The organism is Pedobacter sp. (genome assembly GCF_965249885.1).
In the GTDB taxonomy this organism is placed as follows: Bacteria; Bacteroidota; Bacteroidia; order Sphingobacteriales; family Sphingobacteriaceae; genus Pedobacter.
Map to the genome: position 1 here is coordinate 539,946 of NZ_OZ252254.1, position 15,818 is coordinate 555,763.

General features: G+C 36.7%; 17 protein-coding genes. 16 read left to right on the forward strand and 1 reads right to left on the reverse strand.

All coding sequences use genetic code 11. The annotated features are described in order from the left end of the window. The first annotated feature begins 94 nt into the window (after positions 1-94). From ACY2A0_RS02305 to ACY2A0_RS02320, 4 genes are read left to right on the forward strand one after another with little or no spacing between them, the layout of a single operon-like run. On the forward strand, positions 95-1,393 hold the full coding sequence (locus tag ACY2A0_RS02305; protein WP_461787991.1) for a DUF2268 domain-containing putative Zn-dependent protease: 1,299 nt from the start codon (positions 95-97) through the stop codon (positions 1,391-1,393). A 5-nt stretch (positions 1,394-1,398) separates the two neighbouring features. Continuing rightward, on the forward strand, positions 1,399-1,923 hold the full coding sequence (locus ACY2A0_RS02310; RefSeq protein WP_461787992.1) for a PH domain-containing protein: 525 nt from the start codon (positions 1,399-1,401) through the stop codon (positions 1,921-1,923). Positions 1,924-1,927: 4 nt separating this feature from the next. Continuing rightward, a complete protein-coding gene (locus ACY2A0_RS02315; protein WP_461787993.1) occupies positions 1,928-3,442 on the forward strand; it encodes a PH domain-containing protein in 1,515 nt (504 codons plus the stop codon). Between the two features lie 15 nt (positions 3,443-3,457). Further along, positions 3,458-4,096: an alpha/beta fold hydrolase gene (locus tag ACY2A0_RS02320; RefSeq protein WP_461787994.1), complete on the forward strand. Its 639-nt coding sequence runs from the start codon at positions 3,458-3,460 to the stop codon at positions 4,094-4,096. Between the two features lie 294 nt (positions 4,097-4,390). On the opposite strand, the gene ACY2A0_RS02325 is transcribed toward ACY2A0_RS02320, so the two are convergent. Next, on the reverse strand, positions 4,391-4,714 hold the full coding sequence (locus tag ACY2A0_RS02325) for a DUF493 domain-containing protein (RefSeq protein ID WP_461787995.1): 324 nt from the start codon (positions 4,712-4,714) through the stop codon (positions 4,391-4,393). Between the two features lie 194 nt (positions 4,715-4,908). On the opposite strand from ACY2A0_RS02325, the gene ACY2A0_RS02330 reads away from it, so the two are divergent. The 12 genes from ACY2A0_RS02330 (at position 4,909) to ACY2A0_RS02385 (ending at position 15,777) form a co-directional block, all read left to right on the forward strand. Beyond that, positions 4,909-7,197 carry an ATP-dependent helicase gene (locus tag ACY2A0_RS02330; RefSeq protein WP_461787996.1) on the forward strand — a complete coding sequence of 763 codons (2,289 nt, stop codon included), beginning with the start codon at positions 4,909-4,911 and terminating at the stop codon, positions 7,195-7,197. A 577-nt stretch (positions 7,198-7,774) separates the two neighbouring features. Then, positions 7,775-8,428: a DUF4290 domain-containing protein gene (locus ACY2A0_RS02335; RefSeq protein WP_461787997.1), complete on the forward strand. Its 654-nt coding sequence runs from the start codon at positions 7,775-7,777 to the stop codon at positions 8,426-8,428. A 49-nt stretch (positions 8,429-8,477) separates the two neighbouring features. After that, on the forward strand, positions 8,478-9,803 hold the full coding sequence (gene murA / locus ACY2A0_RS02340; RefSeq protein WP_461787998.1) for a UDP-N-acetylglucosamine 1-carboxyvinyltransferase: 1,326 nt from the start codon (positions 8,478-8,480) through the stop codon (positions 9,801-9,803). A 133-nt stretch (positions 9,804-9,936) separates the two neighbouring features. Next, positions 9,937-10,131, forward strand: coding sequence for a YqaE/Pmp3 family membrane protein (locus ACY2A0_RS02345; protein ID WP_461787999.1), 195 nt, complete (start codon positions 9,937-9,939; stop codon positions 10,129-10,131). 226 nt (positions 10,132-10,357) lie between these two features. Further along, a complete protein-coding gene (locus tag ACY2A0_RS02350; protein ID WP_461788000.1) occupies positions 10,358-11,191 on the forward strand; it encodes a hypothetical protein in 834 nt (277 codons plus the stop codon). Positions 11,192-11,335: 144 nt separating this feature from the next. Further along, on the forward strand, positions 11,336-12,034 hold the full coding sequence (locus ACY2A0_RS02355) for a Crp/Fnr family transcriptional regulator (protein ID WP_461788001.1): 699 nt from the start codon (positions 11,336-11,338) through the stop codon (positions 12,032-12,034). A 54-nt stretch (positions 12,035-12,088) separates the two neighbouring features. Then, complete coding sequence (locus tag ACY2A0_RS02360) at positions 12,089-12,550, forward strand: YHS domain-containing (seleno)protein (RefSeq protein ID WP_461788002.1); 462 nt, start codon at positions 12,089-12,091, stop codon at positions 12,548-12,550. Positions 12,551-12,554: 4 nt separating this feature from the next. Continuing rightward, positions 12,555-13,016: a YHS domain-containing (seleno)protein gene (locus tag ACY2A0_RS02365; RefSeq protein WP_461788003.1), complete on the forward strand. Its 462-nt coding sequence runs from the start codon at positions 12,555-12,557 to the stop codon at positions 13,014-13,016. Positions 13,017-13,026: 10 nt separating this feature from the next. Then, positions 13,027-13,422, forward strand: coding sequence for a DoxX family protein (locus ACY2A0_RS02370; protein ID WP_461788004.1), 396 nt, complete (start codon positions 13,027-13,029; stop codon positions 13,420-13,422). A gap of 143 nt (positions 13,423-13,565) precedes the next feature. After that, positions 13,566-14,066: a hypothetical protein gene (locus ACY2A0_RS02375; RefSeq protein ID WP_461788005.1), complete on the forward strand. Its 501-nt coding sequence runs from the start codon at positions 13,566-13,568 to the stop codon at positions 14,064-14,066. Then, the gene (locus ACY2A0_RS02380) at positions 14,054-14,767 is read left to right on the forward strand and encodes an NRDE family protein (protein WP_461788006.1); all 714 of its coding nucleotides are present in this window, start codon (positions 14,054-14,056) and stop codon (positions 14,765-14,767) included. The genes ACY2A0_RS02375 and ACY2A0_RS02380 overlap by 13 nt, the downstream gene beginning before the upstream one ends. After that, positions 14,761-15,777, forward strand: coding sequence for a hypothetical protein (locus tag ACY2A0_RS02385; protein WP_461788007.1), 1,017 nt, complete (start codon positions 14,761-14,763; stop codon positions 15,775-15,777). Before ACY2A0_RS02380 ends, ACY2A0_RS02385 begins: the two co-directional genes overlap by 7 nt. Positions 15,778-15,818: the final 41 nt, after the last annotated feature.

A 15,818-nucleotide genomic window follows, 5' to 3' on the forward strand; every position in this document is an offset into this window, starting at 1 on the left:
ATTAACTTTAAATTATGGCAAGATAAGATTAATTTCAATCGCAATCTTATTCTAATCAAATAGATTGTTAATTTAGTGAACCAAACAATAGTATATGAAAAAAACGCTTTTACTAATTGTATTTGCTATCTGTTATCACATTTCCTTTGGGCAACAAAAAACAATTATCACCACCGATATTAATAATTTCTGGACAGCCTATGCAAATATTATAGCAACAACTGATAGCGCTAAACAAATTGAATACATTAACAATTTATACATCAATAAAGGCACACCAGGTTTAAAAGCTTTAATGGAAGTAAGAAATTACACTGCACAAAGCTTTATAAACGCCATCAATCGTTATCCAAACTACTGGAAATCAATTAAAAACAACACCTTAAAAGCGGATAGTTATGCCAAGGATATTGACAAAGCTATTGCTTCCTTAAGTAAACTGTATCCCCTTAAACCCGCAAGTATCTACTTCAGTATTGGCGCATTGCGAACTGGTGGCACCACATTAAACGATAAAGTTTTAATTGGCGCAGAAATTTCAATGGCCGATGAAAAAACTAACAGCACAGAATTGCAGAACGATTTTCCACATCTACCTAATTATTTTGGCACCAATCCCATTAAGGGCTTGATATTCACAAACACACATGAGTACGTACATACACAACAAAAGACTACCATTGGCAACGTATTGCTAGCCCAAGTGGTTTTAGAAGGTGTCGCAGAGTTTTTAGCAGAAAAAGCACTCAATGTAAACTCACCAAATGAACCCATTGCTTACGGGAAAAACAACGATGCTAAAATTAAAGTAGCTTTTGAAAAAGAAATGTTCTCTCCTTCTGTATCAAACTGGCTTTACAACAATGCTAACAATCAATTCAAACAACGTGATTTGGGATACTATATAGGTTATGCAATTTGCGCTAGATACTACGAACAGGCCAGAGATAAAAAATTGGCTATCAAAGAAATGATAGAACTCGACTACAACAATGAAAGCGAACTTACTGCTTTCGTAGAGAAATCGACGTATTTCGACCAACCGTTAAATGTGTACAAAGAAGCTTTCGAGAAATCAAGGCCAAAGGTTATCGGCATTAAAGAATTTACCAACAATTCTCAAAATGTAGACCCTAACACTAAGATAGTTACTTTATATTTTTCGCAACCGATGAATGTAAATTACCGAGGATTTGACTTTGGTCCAGCGGGAGAAAAAAATGTGCTAATGGTTCAGCGTGTGATTGGCTTCTCAGACGATAAAAAATCCTTTAGTTTTGAAGTGAACCTAGTTCCTGATCGCATCTACCAAAGTGTGGCAACGGAGCGTTTCAGAAATGAAAACGGCTTTCCGTTAATGCCCTATCTAATTAATTTTAAAACTGATAAATAACTATCATGATATCATTTACAAACGAAACTGTAGATTTGGATCAACTCCCAAAGTATGAAACTACTACGTTAACTCAACCACATCCTAGCTATTGGACATTAATGGCAATTAATACCAGCATTTTTTTAGCCATAATAGGTATAGGCTTAGCTGCACTACTTTTAGTTAATGAAAAAGCTGGAGAGAGTTGGCTAATTTGGATGGTTTTGTATTTGATTTTTGCGTTGTTTCTTTTTATAGTTTATAGAGCTAGTTTTAAAAGACGTGGTTTCGCTTTAAGAGAAAAGGATGTTCTTTATAAAAGTGGGGTTATCGCAGAAACAACTACCATCGTCCCTTTAAATCGTATCCAACATGTAGCCTTAAATGAAGGTGTATTATCCAGAGTTTTTAAATTGGGAACGCTACAAATTTACACTGCTGGTGGTAATAGCGGACAAATCAGCATAGCGGGTATCCCTATTGAGCAGGCTAAAATAATGAAAGAAGCCTTAGTACAACGCTTGGTAGTTCAATCGGAAAATGAATAGCCCTATGTTAACAGATTTCAGTAAGCCGCAAAGGCAATCGGTAGCGGGCATAGTAATCAATGGCGCCTACATCGTTCAAAAATTTGTGCGAGCTATGTTTATCCCGTTGGCACTATTTATCGTCAAATCTAACAAGGTTGCACTACTTTATACCGTTTTGGGCTTAGCAGGTGTTTTGGTATTATCTTTAATTTATGCGTACTTCTATTACCTTAAGTTCACTTTTTATCTTGATCCGAAAAAGCAAGAATTTGTCATCGACAAAGGTGTATTTGGCCGCAAACACTTGAATATTCCCGTAGAAAAGATACAGCAGGTAAATATCAATCAAGGCTTTTTGCAAAAGTTGATAGGTGTTTACAGCTTGCAAGTAGATACAGCAGGGACGGAAAGTAAAGAGGTAAACATCAAAGCCATTAATGGCGAAATTGCCTACGCACTTAAGGAACACTTGCTCAACGGCAACAACATCGCCGAGCAGCCTAGCGAAGCAAACCCCGAATATGATGCTACTGTAAAAGTACCAGAAACTCCTTTAGTTCAAATTGGAGCTAGCACCTTGTTAAAAGTTGGCTTAACCAGTAATTATGGACAAAGCATCTTGTTATTATTAGGTTTCGGATATGCGGTGTTTCATAACATTAAAGAACTGCTGAAAGCTTTCGACAACGATCGCGGACAATTAGAAGAGTTTTTCAAAAGTGGCATTACATTGATTTCAGTAGGTATTTTGTTTGCAGGCATCATCATTATTTTATTGGCCACTAACGTGATACGCACTTTCATAAAATATTTCGATTTCCAACTCAGCAAGCATCAAAAGTCGTTACTCATTTCCTCGGGATTGTTCGCAAAGAAAAACACCTTGCTTCATCCAAGCAGGGTACAAATTACTACTTACAGTCAAAACTACTTTCAAAAGAAAATAGGCTTGTTCAACATGACCTTGAAACAAGCACATGCCGGTCACCAGCCATCTGAAAATGAGATGAAGAGCAGCAACATGGAAGTTCCGGGCTGTAATGCTGCTGAAAAAGAGGAAATTTTAAAGATGATTCTAAAGCAGCTCCCTGAACGAGGCAGGACTTTTTCGCCTAATTTTCGTTTCTTAAACCTCCCAATTTTCTTTACTGTTATTATACCACTAGCAGTTTATGTTGTTATATGCAACTTAGCTCCTGAATTAAGATCGTTCTACGGTGTAGCTATAATTTATGTCTTATTGGTAACCTTGATGATCTACATCAGTTACACCAAGCACCGTATCATTGTTTCTGAGGATTTCATCATTAAGCAAAGCGGAATTTGGGACATTTCACAGGAAATTATGGAGCCGCATAAAATCCAGTCGATTAGTACTTCACAATATCCTTGGCACCGTAAATTAGACATTGGCCATATTACGTTACACACCGCAGCTGGCGATATCAGATTTTTATACGGTAATTATACCGAAATTAAAACGCTGGTAAATTGGTGGCTTTATAAGGTGGAAAGCACAGAAAAGGATTGGATGTAATAATAAAGGAATAATTTGAAGAAAGTTTACATTTTCAGTGGCTTAGGTGCAGATGAGCGGGTTTTCAAATATCTTGATTTCACTGGATTAGAAGTCACTTTTGTAAAATGGATCAAGCCTCAAATAAACGAAACGCTAGCGGATTATGCCAAGCGGTTAAGCGCACAAATTAAAGATGAAAATTCGATTTTGATAGGACTTTCATTTGGCGGAATTGTGGCCACCGAAATGTCGAAGATTGTTCCAACGGAGAAGTTAATATTACTGTCTTCACTAAAAACCAGAAATGAAATTCCGCTACTTTATCGTATCGCAGGGAAGTTGAATTTGCATAAAATCATACCTTACTCCCTCCTTAAAAGCAATACCTTTTTTAACCATTGGTTATTTGGTGTCATTAGAAAAAATGATAAGGATTTATTTCAAAAAGTATTAGCCGATACTGATATCGACTTTTTAAGGTGGGCAATTAACGTGATAGTTAAATGGGATAACCAGCTATTACATCCACAACTATATCATATCCACGGCAGTAAGGATAAAATATTGCCTATCAGAAATGCAGGAGATGTGATTGTAATCGAAGATGGAGGACATTTAATGGTGCTGGATAAGGCGAAGCAAGTGAGCGCAGCGCTACACAACATCATCTAGTTTCATCTCTATCCGTTATCCTGAATTCAGCATCTTAAAAAGCGAATCCCAACTAGCGACACGCAAACCCAAAGGAGTGCACCGATGACAAAACAAGGATTAAAAATCCTACCATAACGCTTCGAGATTACAAATCTCGAAGAGCATTAAAGAGCGTTAATTGCAAATCTCGAAGCGTATCAACTACATTTAAAACGGGCAACTTTGCTAGACGACTTGTCATTCAGAGCATCGCGATGAATCTATTAACATCATAGCCGTCTTCTAGACACGATAACCCGTTCTTCTCAACTCCTAAAGCATCATCACACCCTTAATTTCGCCAACTTTTTTATAAACAGCAACAACGGCATCCGCATCTTGCATCCATTTTTTAACCGTAACTGAAACATATTTTCCAGTTTTAGATGGCGTTTCTATAAATTCATCTTCAGGTAACACTGTTCTCAGTTCCTTTATCTTATCTACGCCACCAGTTAAAATAAATTTAAAAGCATACAAACCTGGGAAAGTTTGAACACTTTCTAACTTCTCTTTAAAATTTGCATATGTATCATTATTGTCCCCTTCCGGGATATCATTAAAGTCTAACTTATGATTTAAATTATTTTCATCCATAACCCAATGTAAACAAAATCCATTCCCTTTTAAAACAGATGCTATTTTGGCAGTACGCAGTTTTCAGTTGGCAATTTGTAATGCTCAAGCCATTTAATACGTTCAGCAATTTAAACAGTCAACCAAACCTTTCAACAATTTACCAATTCCCCCTACAATTTCTTATTTTTGAAGTCTAAAAAAGGAAGAAGATTTTGGATTATTTAGCAGGATTAAACCCACAACAAAGAGCGGCAGTAGAGAATACCGAGGGACCAGTAATGATTGTAGCTGGTGCAGGTTCGGGAAAAACGAGGGTGATTACCTATCGTGTAGCTCACTTGATACAAAAAGGTGTAGATCCATTTAATATTTTGGTATTAACCTTTACTAACAAAGCCAGTAAGGAGATGCGTGAGCGTATCGAAAAAGTGGTGGGAAGTGAAGCTAAAAGTATTTGGATGGGAACTTTCCACTCGGTTTTTGCTAAAATTTTACGTGTAGAGGCGGAGAGAATTGGCTATCCAAGTAATTTCACCATTTACGATACCGACGATTGTAAAAGCTTAATCCGTTCTATCCTTAAAGAAATGCAGTTAGACGATAAGCTTTATGCAGCTAATATCGTTTACAACCGTATTTCCTCTGCTAAAAACAACCTAGTTTCTGCTGCAGAATACATCAATAATCCAACCATACTAGCAGAAGACATTAGCAATAAAAGACCTGAACTAGGAAGAATTTACAAAGCCTATTGGGACAGATGTTACAAAGCTGGGGCAATGGATTTCGATGATCTTTTATTTAAAACCAATATTTTATTAAGGGACAACCCTGATATCGTTAACAAATACCAACACAAGTTTAAATACATTATGGTGGATGAGTACCAGGATACGAACCACTCACAGTACACCATTGTTAAAAAACTTGCAGCAGCCCATGAAAACATTTGTGTGGTAGGTGATGATGCGCAAAGTATTTACGCCTTCCGTGGGGCTAATATCCAAAACATCTTAAATGTGGAGCGTGATTATCCAGATTTGAAAGTTTACAAATTGGAACAAAACTACCGCTCTACACAAAACATTGTTGAGGTTGCCAACAGCATTATCGCCAACAATAAAAATCAGTTGGAAAAGAATGTATTTTCTGCCAATGAAAAAGGTGATAAAATTAAGATATCAAGAGCGTTTACTGATAACGAAGAAGGTAAATTAGTAGCCGAAGCCATTGTGCAGGAGCGCAGCGGAAATGGTTTAAATTATACTGATTTCGCTATTTTGTATCGTACCAATGCGCAAAGTAGGGCAATGGAGGAGGCTTTGCGTAAGCTCAATGTGCCTTACAAAATATACGGCGGTCTTTCTTTCTACCAACGTAAAGAGATCAAAGATTTAATTGCTTACTTCCGATTAACTTTCAATCCGGCAGACGAGGAAGCCTTGAAACGTGTCATCAACTATCCTCGTCGTGGTTTGGGCGACACTACCTTGGATAAAGTTTCTGTTGCAGCGAATGAGCACGGTATTACCATGTGGCAGGTCATTTGTGACCCTCACCAGTATTTGGGTGGTCGCATCCCTAACCAACTGAACGATTTTGCGATGATGATCAAAGCATTTGCTGCAGAGTCTACAAAGTTAGATGCCTACGAAACCGCTTTATACATTGCCCAGCATTCGGGCATTTTAAAGGATTTGCACAGCGATGATAGCGTTGAAGGCAGGGCCCGCTACGAAAATATACAAGAATTATTAGCCGGTATTAAAGAGTTTGCTGAGCGTGAAGATATTGAAGACCGTGGCCTGGCTATTTTCATGCAAGATGTAGCTTTGCTAACCAATGACGATAAAGACAAGGACAAAGACGCGGATACGGTATCATTAATGACCATACACTCGGCCAAAGGCTTGGAATTTAAAAATGTATTTGTGGTTGGTTTGGAAGAGAACCTATTTCCCTCGCAAATGTCGGTAAATTCTAGGGCTGATTTGGAAGAAGAGCGTCGACTGTTTTATGTAGCCATTACCAGAGCTGAAAAGAAACTGACTTTGACTTATGCCACTTCTCGTTACCGCTGGGGCACGTTAACTTCCTGCGAACCAAGTCGTTTCATTAACGAAATTAATCCGTCATATTTAGAGCTAGATGCCTTAAAACAAGCAAAACCTAGTTATAGCAGTGGCGGCTTTGATACCGAGAGAAAAAGTTGGAGCCAACAACGGGAGCTACCTCAGCGGCCAACTACGCAGCAAACGGCATTTAAACCAAAGCCTACTACCTCTATTTTACCAAAAGCACACGTTCCAACGGCTGGTTTTACACCAAATGCAGCACATGAATTTCAAATGGGCATGGAGGTGGAGCATGAGAAATTTGGTTTTGGGAAAATTGTACAGCTCGAAGGTAAACTGCCGGATGTTAAAGCCACTGTGTTTTTCCAAGGCTTGGGCAACAAGCAGTTACTGTTGAAATTTGCAAAATTGAGGATTGTGAAATAGTTGTTTGGTTATTTAGTTGTTTGGTTGTTTCGACAACTGACTTATCACACGCTGTCATTTCGACGATAGGAGAAATCTAATTAAGAAATAGGTTCTTCGTAATCTCGGATGGCAATAATATACTTTTCACTTTCAACTTTATACTCTGGACTAAAACCTTATATTTGCAACAACAAACCATTCCGGTGAATTTCATAACTAAAAACATCTTTGGAAGTTGAGGGTTTTTCCTTAGTCGTTAGCTTCTGTTTCAGTTATTTCATAATGGTTTAATATAGCTGTTGCTTTTTGATTTTGTAGCTACCTTGCTTTTAACCTTGGTGTACCAACGTGGTTAGTTAAACCTGATGGAAGCGGTTATCTTTTTTGTGTGATGTCATCCTGAGCTTGTCGAAGGATTTTATAGGTTAATTGCAGATGCTTCGATAAACTCAGCCAGACAAAAGAGAGCAATAGCCTAACCACAAAAAAATAATAGCGGACAGCGGGACTGCAGTAGCCAAGAACACCTTACATTGTTTTTAAAAAAATAAAGATTTTATATTAAGATTATCTCTGATAATTAATTTTAGACAAAATGAATTTCGATTATAATACCACCAGAAGCGAGCTGATTTTAGCGGAATATGGGCGTAATGTACAAAATATGGTGAAGTACATTATTTCATTGCCAACTAAAGAAGAACGCAATAAATATGCTCAAGCAGTGATTGATTTGATGGGCTTTTTAAACCCTCACTTGCGTGATGTGGCCGATTTCAAGCATAAACTTTGGGATCATTTGCACATTATTTCTAACTATCAAATTGATGTAGACAGCCCCTACCCTAAGCCAACTCCGGAAACTAAGGAATTTAAGCCCGACCATATTGGTTACCCGCACCAACGGATTAAGTACAAGCACTATGGAAAAACGGTTGAAAAATTAATTGCTACCGCTATTGAGGAGCAAAATCCGGAGCGGAAAGCGGCTATGGTACAAGGCATTGCCAATTTCATGAAAATGGCCTATGTACAGTGGAATAAGGATAATGTAGCTGATGAAGTGATCCTTAAAAATTTGGCGGAGCTATCAGGCGGCGCACTAGCTTTGGAAGAAAACGTAAATCTTCAGAAAGTAGAATTTAAACAGCAAAACAATAGGCAAAATAATAACCGCGGTCGCCAAAACAACAAGAAAAACCGCCAGCGCAACAACAACAACAACAATAATAATAAACAAAGACATTAACGTTTATACTTGACAAACCGTTAAGTGGACTACCAAAATATAGTAAATAATGAACGCATTTGAGATTACAGGCGGAAAAAAATTAAAAGGTGAAATTACACCTCAAGGTGCCAAAAACGAAGCTTTACAAATCCTATCGGCAGTACTTTTAACCGAAGAAAAAATTACCATCAGCAATATTCCTGATATTAAAGATGTAAATAAATTAATTGATTTATTAGGTGACTTAGGCGTTAAAGTTGAACGTTTAAACAAAGACACCTACACTTTTGAAGCTAAAAATATTAACCTCGACTTTTTCCAGTCGGACACTTTTAAAGCTAAAGGTGGCGGTTTACGCGGCTCAATCATGATTGTAGGACCGCTTTTGGCACGCTTTGGTAAAGCTGCTATTCCTAAACCAGGTGGCGATAAAATTGGAAGACGCCGTTTAGATACGCACTTTTTAGGCTTTGAAAAACTAGGTGCGAAGTTCGTTTATGATAGCAAGGCAGAATTTTTTAATGTAGACGCCACTAACCTAAAAGGAACCTACATTTTACTTGATGAAGCTTCTGTTACTGGTACAGCCAACATTGTAATGGCAGCTGTATTGGCTAAAGGAGTAACTACCATTTATAATGCTGCTTGTGAGCCTTATTTACAGCAGTTATGCAAAATGCTTAACCGCATGGGTGCAAAAATTAGTGGCATTGGTTCTAACTTATTAACCATTGAAGGTGTTAAAAAATTAGGTGGAACCGAGCACCGTATGTTGCCTGATATGATCGAGATTGGTTCGTTCATCGGTTTGGCAGCGATGACAGAATCCGAAATTACCATTAAAAACGTAGCTTATGATGAGCTGGGTGTTATTCCTGAAGTATTCAAAAAGCTAGGTATTAAATTGGAGCGCCGTGGCGATGATATTTACGTTCCATCACAAAAACACTACGAAATTGACACTTTTATTGACGGTTCTATTTTAACCATTGCCGATGCTCCTTGGCCAGGTTTTACACCAGATTTATTGAGCATTGTTTTAGTAGTAGCTACACAAGCGAAAGGAAACGTGCTGATTCACCAAAAAATGTTCGAAAGTCGTTTGTTCTTCGTAGACAAACTGATTGACATGGGAGCTCAGATTATTCTTTGTGATCCGCACCGTGCTACGGTTAATGGTATTGACAAAAAATACAAATTGCGAGGTATTAGCATGACTTCTCCAGATATCAGAGCTGGTGTTTCATTACTAATTGCTGCTTTATCTGCCGAAGGTAAATCGACCATTTTTAACATTGAACAAATTGAGCGTGGCTACCAAGATATTGATACTCGTTTACGTGCCTTAGGTGCGCAAATTAAGCGTGTAGATGCTGCCGCTCCAAGTCATTAAAAGTTACGGAGTAACATTATAGTAAAAAGTCCCGGCCTTTACAGTGTTCCGGGACTTTTATTTTATACCACCCTTTGATCTTTTTATTTTATGTTGCTTTGTAACAAGCTACTGCTAAGCACATCAAATTAGCATGACTTTAATCGCTATCTTTTTCCCGTTCCTTTCTTTTTTGTTGCGAGGAAGAATATTAACAGGCATCGTTTGCTTGATTTTACAAATTACCTTAATTGGATGGATACCCGCTGCTATTTGGGCTGTAATTTCTTTACAAAATGCTCGTGCTGACAGACGTAATAGAGCGTTGATTAGGGCGATGAAACGGTAATAAAAGTAAATAGCTTTTCGATAAACTAGCATTTCAATCTTTTGATACAGGTTCTTTTCCGAAGATCAACTTCCCGTATTTTTATCAATTAATGTTCTCAGCCAAATCCGATTATTCCATTTAGTGCTTAATATTAGGCAAGCGACTTTAAAAAAATAAGTAGCTTTATGAAGCAAATTTTAGCTAATATGGCTAGCTGAGTAAATCAACCCTAATTAACCATCTAATGAAACATACATTACGCACTCTCCTAATCCTATTTGTTGTTTTATGTTACAGCTGTTTACCCATCAATACCAAAAAGTATTCGGTTTTGGGAACTTGGAAACTGAAAAGAATAGAACAAAAGTTAACTCAAGGTGATAAAACAGGTAGCTTAAAAGAAGGCGAGCTATTAAATCTTTTTAACGATAATTCCCTAAGCATACTTAGTGAAGAAGCGCAACAAATTGGCAAATGGACTGTAAATGGTGACAATGACATGCTTACTATAAAAGCTGAAAATTCGTCAACTAGAAACTATCAGATGAAATTTTCGACTACCAAAAGCGGCCTCGAAATACTCAAATTAAAAGATGAAGGTAGTAGCAATGTGAGTGTATTTTATAGAGAAGCTTCACCACTTAAAGACATAAGCAATGAACCTTTTCATCCGTCTAACATCCAGTGGCGCATAAAGGCCCCTGCTTCCGAATCAATCCCACAACTTAGACGTAGATTGGAAAACTACGTTAAGCATGTCAGCTTAATTTTATATGTTGCTAAACAGCAGAAACCAGAGTTAGTATCTTTCGAATTGTCACAAGGACCGATTCGAATTTACAGCAGCAGAATTGGTAAATTCCCCTTCGCGGTAGTAAAACCTATTTGGAAAAATGCCTATTACAGTGAGCAAGAAGCTGCTATTGCGTATCAGATATACGAGAATTATTTGAGGGACAACAAATACACTGGTACAAGTACTGGCAAATGGGTAGATGATGATTACGCAATTTTGCAAAGCATCTATAACGGATTAAAAAAGGATGCAAAAAATGATCGGGAAAAATTAGCTAAATAATATGATTTGGTTGACCGACGTTGTTATTTAGGTAAGCTGCTTATTGTTTTAATTATATCAAATTTGACATTTTTCCGCTTGATATTTTAAAGCACGTTTCTTTGTGGCATATTTGCTATATTTATTGAAAGGGAAAAGTGCCAAATGAGTTCAGATTTAAAATACTGGTATTTACATGACCATCAGCTTTTTAGAAATTTGAGTTTCTCTGAGATAGATTCGCTATGCATTCTAAAGAAGTTCAAGAAATCCCAAAAAAATGAGCTGCTGGACTTACCTTTTAGTAGTAAAGAACGAATTTATTTCCTAAAAAGAGGCGCTATTAAGTTGTTACGATTGAATGGCGATGGAGAAGAAATTTTAATAGACATATTGCAAGAGGGAGATGTTTTCGGAGATTTGAATTTGGAAATGCCGACTGAAAATGATGAATTTTTCAAAGTTGTTACTGAGGAAGCCATCATTTGCACATTCTATCGAGAACGTTTGGAAGAAATCATGTACAAAAAGCCTGATTTCGCTTTAAACTATATCAAATTTATTGGCTTCAATTTCAAAAAAATCCAAAACAGCTATAAAAACATCCTTTTTCGAGATGCTAGAACTCGACTTTTGCTGTTACTCAATATGATTATTGAAAAGGAAAATATACAATCAACTTCTTATCAACTACCAAATTATCTGACCCAAAAAGATATCTCACAGTTAATTTGTACTACCCGACAAACCATCATCTCTTTGTTCAAAACACTGGAACACGAGGGATTACTAAGCTATTCACAGAAAGAAATATTCATTCCCGACGTAAAAAAAATTAAAAATTTAGCGGAGAATGTAAAGTAGTTTACATTTTGCTTTTTAACTCTAATTTATCTTTGAGTAAACAAGTTAAAAAGCATGAAACATTTCATTTCCATTTTTCTGTTATTTATTTCTGCTAATCTGTATGCGCAAAGTAATGCATCAGAAAGAACAAAGCAGTACAATCTCGAAAAGCAAATTGCTATACAAGGTTACGATCCGGTAAACTATTTCACTCAAGGTAAAGCCCTAAAGGGCTCTCCTAAAATCAATCTTTCACATCTAGGTGTAATTTATTACTTCTCCACCGAAGCAAATAAAAAGTTATTTGAATCTAATCCACAAAAATATGAGCCTCAATATGGTGGTTGGTGTGCTTATGCAATGGGAAATAATTCGGAAAAGGTGGAAATTGATCCTAAAACATTTAAAATTTTAGATGGAAAACTGTATCTCTTCTATAATGCGTACTGGAATAACACATTAAAAAGCTGGAATAAAGACGAAAAAATGCTAAAAACTAAAGCTGATAAAAACTGGTCCAAATTTATAAACTAAAAACATGAAACTAAAAGCAATCTTTGCGTCAATCGCATTATTAACAACTATCGCATTATTAAGTTGGAGTTATCAACCTAAACAAGATAGCAAACCTGAATTTTTCTCTAAAAACAACATGGCTATTGCGGGTTACGATGTTGTTGCATTTTTCACAGAAGGTAAGCCTGTAATGGGCAATGAACAAATATCCCTAAAATATAAGGGGGCCAATTGGTACTTTTCTACTAATGAAAACTTAGCGAAGTTTAAGGCAAATCCAGAACACTACCTGCCTCAGTACGGCGGTTATTGTGCTTTTGGCATGAGCAGGGGTTATAAGGCGTCGGTAGAAATTGATACTTGGACTATAGATAATGGCAAGTTATATTTCAACTACAATATGAAAGTAAAGGAAAGTTGGGTTAAAAATCAGCAAGAATTTATCCAAAAAGCTGATGAAAATTGGAAAAACTTCAAACATTAACCTATCTCACATGCAATCAAAGAAAGCAATTACTAGCGTCTTAAGAATTATTGTAGCATTCATATTGTTGCAAACATTGTATTTTAAATTTACAGCCCATCCAGATTCAGTTCATATTTTTTCTGCGTTAGGTGTAGAGCCTTGGGGACGAATAACTTTGGGAATAATTGAACTGATTGTCGCCATCTTTATCCTTTTACCTCAAACAAAAACAATAGGAATGATAAGCAGTTTAATTATAATTGTTGGCGCCGTAATTTCTCATCTTTTGGTATTAGGTATCAGTGTATCTAATGATAATGGAAAACTTTTCGCCCTTGCTTTGGCGGTATTGATTTGCTCATCAATTTATCTGATTTGGTGTAAGGAAGAAGTGATCTCATTATTTAAGAAAGCAAGCGTTTAATCAAATTCGTGTTGAACTTTTTGGTGCTTCAGAACGGATTTATAACAGTTCCTAATTTGCAATGACAATCAATTGAAAAACACTTTGCACAATAATTTTAGGCAAAAAAATAATCATGGCATATCGATGTTAAAGGAAAGTCTATGAAAACCATGTCACCACACGCTGAAGCAAGAGAAATACTTTTGCAACTGGCCTTTGCAATTCAACAGCTTAATAAGGATGAATACAAAGAAAAAATCCCAATGCTAAGTCATTCGAGCATTGGAGAACACACCAGACATATTATAGAATTGTTTCAACAACTGTTCCATGGTTATACCTTAGGTGTGGTAAACTATGACGAGCGTGAAAGAAATACGCTGCTACAAGAAAGCATTGATTTTGCAGTTGAAAATATCGCTACAATCGTAACTGGGTTATGTAGGGACAATAAAGAACTTAAAATTGGTACATTATATACCGATAATGACGAAGGGATTTCATCGAACTATCTTCGAGAGTTAATTTATAATATCGAACATTGCATTCACCACCAGGCAATCATCAAAATTGGAATGACCCTGTTGGGCAAGGGTGAGATAAGCGAGAATTTCGGCGTAGCTAAATCAACAATTGCCTATAAAAAACAATGTGTACAGTAAGTTTTTATAAGACTCTAGAACAAGTAATTATTACTTCGAATAGAGACGAAAGTGTTCACCGGCCGAATGCGACCGCTCCCAAGAGCAACTCTACTTTTGGCAAAAGATTATTTTTCCCTAAAGATCCTAAAGCTGGAGGCACTTGGTTTGTTGCTAACGAAAAGGGTGATGCGTTCGTTTTGCTCAACGGAGCTGAATTTAATCATATTCCAAAATCCTACTACGGTAAAAGCAGGGGTGTAGTTCTTTTAGAGATTGCGTCCGCTGATAATTTTAACATCGAATGGCTCCAAACTGATTTGAACGATGTTGCTCCGTTTACTGTGATAGCCTACGCAAAAGCCGAGCTGATACAATTACGCTGGGATGGAGAAAAAAAAGAACAAAAAGCCCTAGCTGGAAGCTCATCGATGATTTGGTCTTCTTCAACACTTTATTCTTCAAAAATCATTGAAGATAGAAGGACATGGTTTAACGAATTTATCTGCAAAAAAAACCAAGACGTAGATGCAGATGACTTGATCGATTTTCACACTAATACATCTCTCAATGACAAGGATAATGGCTTAATTATCAATAGGAATGGAAAAATGCTTACTAAAAGCGTAACGCAGTGGATATTGCATAATGGAAGTTTCAGCCTACGTCATATTGATTTAGTTGAGCAAACAACAACTATTTTAACCGAAAAATTATGTTAAAACTTTGGTGGCATAAACTTAGGCATTGGGAATATTGGCCATACTATTTGGTTTACCTTCCTACATTTTTCATTTGGCTTTGGTGGATGATCAAATTCAAATCATTTAAGTTTTATAAGTTTGCCAATCCAAAAATTAAAAACGGTGGCTTATATGCAGATAGTAAGATGTCGATTTATCACATTTTACCTCCATCATCTTTCCCTAAAACAATACTAGTACAAAAAGAAGACAGACAAAATATCATTGAAAAAATCAGATATAGCGGATTAAATTTCCCTTTGATAGTAAAACCTGATGTGGGTTGTAGGGGGATTGGTGTAGAAAAAGTAGGTAACTTCGAAGAACTTTTTAGCTATGCCAGCTCCATGAGTCAGAATTTTTTGGTGCAGGAACTGATATCATTTCCCAATGAAATTGGTTTATTCTACTATCGCTTACCAAACCAAAAAAAAGGTAAAATTACCGGAATTACAATAAAACATTTCCTTAGCATCACGGGAAATGGCAAAGACAGCGTTGAGCAACTTCTGCGAAAAAACCCTCGTTTTCAGTTTCAAATTTCAAAGCTTAAACAAAGTATCAATCTTCAAGAAATACTTCCAGAAAATGAAGAACGTTGTTTGGTTCCGTTTGGAAACCATAGTCGTGGAACTCAATTTATAGATGGAACGGCTCTAATCACCGAAAAATTAGAGCAAACTTTCAATCACATATTGGATCAAATTGATGGTTTTTACTATGGTCGACTTGATATAAGATATCAGTGTTTTGAAGATCTAGAAATTGGGCAGCACTTTTATATTATTGAACTTAACGGTGTGAAAAGTGAGCCTACCCACATATACGATCCAAAAAAATCCTTTTGGCAAGCTCAACGAGAAATCCTTAAACATCAGCAAATTTTAAAGGAAATTGTAAGTATCAACTTAAAAGCTGAGCGAGAGAAACAACTGGAGCCTCAAATAATTAACGGATCTCGTACCAATTGCTTTAACTCATCCGCTTAATGGCTCAAGTATGGCACAAAAAAATCCCCCGATGAAATTCA

Coding starts and splice junctions, on each gene's coding strand:
- ACY2A0_RS02360 (WP_461788002.1), top strand. CDS start 12,089: ATGAAACATTTCATTTCCATTTTTCTGTTATTTATTTCTGCTAATCTG.
- ACY2A0_RS02315 (WP_461787993.1), top strand. CDS start 1,928: ATGTTAACAGATTTCAGTAAGCCGCAAAGGCAATCGGTAGCGGGCATA.
- ACY2A0_RS02345 (WP_461787999.1), top strand. CDS start 9,937: ATGACTTTAATCGCTATCTTTTTCCCGTTCCTTTCTTTTTTGTTGCGA.
- murA (WP_461787998.1), top strand. CDS start 8,478: ATGAACGCATTTGAGATTACAGGCGGAAAAAAATTAAAAGGTGAAATT.
- ACY2A0_RS02310 (WP_461787992.1), top strand. CDS start 1,399: ATGATATCATTTACAAACGAAACTGTAGATTTGGATCAACTCCCAAAG.
- ACY2A0_RS02370 (WP_461788004.1), top strand. CDS start 13,027: ATGCAATCAAAGAAAGCAATTACTAGCGTCTTAAGAATTATTGTAGCA.
- ACY2A0_RS02380 (WP_461788006.1), top strand. CDS start 14,054: ATGTGTACAGTAAGTTTTTATAAGACTCTAGAACAAGTAATTATTACT.
- ACY2A0_RS02350 (WP_461788000.1), top strand. CDS start 10,358: ATGAAACATACATTACGCACTCTCCTAATCCTATTTGTTGTTTTATGT.
- ACY2A0_RS02355 (WP_461788001.1), top strand. CDS start 11,336: ATGAGTTCAGATTTAAAATACTGGTATTTACATGACCATCAGCTTTTT.
- ACY2A0_RS02305 (WP_461787991.1), top strand. CDS start 95: ATGAAAAAAACGCTTTTACTAATTGTATTTGCTATCTGTTATCACATT.
- ACY2A0_RS02335 (WP_461787997.1), top strand. CDS start 7,775: ATGAATTTCGATTATAATACCACCAGAAGCGAGCTGATTTTAGCGGAA.
- ACY2A0_RS02385 (WP_461788007.1), top strand. CDS start 14,761: ATGTTAAAACTTTGGTGGCATAAACTTAGGCATTGGGAATATTGGCCA.
- ACY2A0_RS02375 (WP_461788005.1), top strand. CDS start 13,566: ATGAAAACCATGTCACCACACGCTGAAGCAAGAGAAATACTTTTGCAA.
- ACY2A0_RS02325 (WP_461787995.1), bottom strand. CDS start 4,714: ATGGATGAAAATAATTTAAATCATAAGTTAGACTTTAATGATATCCCG.
- ACY2A0_RS02365 (WP_461788003.1), top strand. CDS start 12,555: ATGAAACTAAAAGCAATCTTTGCGTCAATCGCATTATTAACAACTATC.